The following is a 1,271-nucleotide window of genomic DNA, read 5'->3' as shown; positions in this document are numbered from 1 at the left end:
CTGGGGGGGTGACGAAAATAGTTATAAAGCAGACAGGGCAAGCGATCTAGCTCTCATTCCTCGTAAATAATACTTCTGTTTATTACGATTAAGTTTCATTAATTCTTGTATTAAATCAATAAGTTCATAACTAAACTTGACCCAAGTTTGAGCATGTAAGCCTATATAAAAACTACTGTGTCGTCTTTGTAAACGACCAGATTCTTTTACTCTACCAACATATTTTTGAATTCCTTTACGTTTAATTTTTTGTCCGTGAAGAGTAGCAGAAGTATAAGCTATTGTTATCAATAAAATTAGGGAAATTAACCGATTATCTGAGACATTAGTGTCTTCTAAGTTATAGCCACCTGTTTTAAAATCTCTAAACATTTGCTCAATATTAAATCGTTTTTTATAAGCAGCAATTGCCAAGTCTAACGACTTTAAATTTGTGAGAATAAACCAGGGTTCTTTTGGGGCAAATCCTGAAATCTTTTTTTTCCATTTTGCGGCCAAATTAAAACGGGGTAATCCCTTAGTTTTAGTCACTTTTATTCCTTGAAAAAATAACGAAGTTCCTGGGACTAATTCTAAGGAATCTAAATCTGTCCAAATTTGTTTTTCAATTTCAATAAATTCATTTTTTTTAAGACGTAGACAAAAGGATGCAGACTTTTGTGACAACCAGTTTGCCAGCCTGACAGAACAAAATTCTCTATCTCCCAATAGGCAGATTCTATAATCTTTAAAAATCGGCATTATTTTTGAAATATGAGTTGTTTGTTCCTTAAAATTACTACTGCCTAATTTTGGCATCAAAGTAAAGTAAACTGGGAAAGCTCTTTTGTCCCAAATTAGGCTAGTTACTAAAAGGTTTATTTTACCCCAATTTGTCCGATCAATTGCTATATAAACTAGGTCATTTTTTTCAAAATATATTTCTAGTAAATTAGATAGAATAGGAAACCAAATAGTTTCAAAATTTAAACTTGGTAAAGATAAAAAGCGCTGTAGTCTTTTTCTTCTACTTTCAAATTTTATTCCAAGAGGTAAAGCATTGGCTAATTTTTCTAGGCTAACTCTTTTGATTGATTGTAGTAGAATAACTACAATATTTGCTAAAATATAATTACGATCCTTTAGTTTAAATTTTAGATGGTTTTGATATAATAAGGGTAACATTTTCAACAGATAGGTCTTATTGACAATGAAAGACCTATCTTTTTCTACCACAGATCGTTACACTCTTGACGTATCAATCGTTTCAATCGCTATCGTCGCCCCCCCAG

Annotated in this window: 1 protein-coding gene; it reads right to left on the bottom strand. The window is 31.7% G+C overall.

What is annotated here, in order from left to right:
* Positions 1-21: 21 nt before the first annotated feature.
* Entirely contained in the window at positions 22-1,164 is a 1,143-nt protein-coding gene (locus tag F6K37_RS43065; RefSeq protein ID WP_287257299.1) for an IS4 family transposase, read from the bottom strand.
* Positions 1,165-1,271: the final 107 nt, after the last annotated feature.

The sequence above is a fragment of the Moorena sp. SIO4E2 genome (genome assembly GCF_010671945.1).
Classification (GTDB): Bacteria; Cyanobacteriota; Cyanobacteriia; order Cyanobacteriales; family Coleofasciculaceae; genus Moorena; species Moorena producens.
Note: the sequence above shows the minus strand (reverse complement) of the source record. Positions and strands in the feature narration are given on the sequence as shown.

Coding starts and splice junctions, on each gene's coding strand:
- F6K37_RS43065 (WP_287257299.1), bottom strand. CDS start 1,164: ATGTTACCCTTATTATATCAAAACCATCTAAAATTTAAACTAAAGGAT.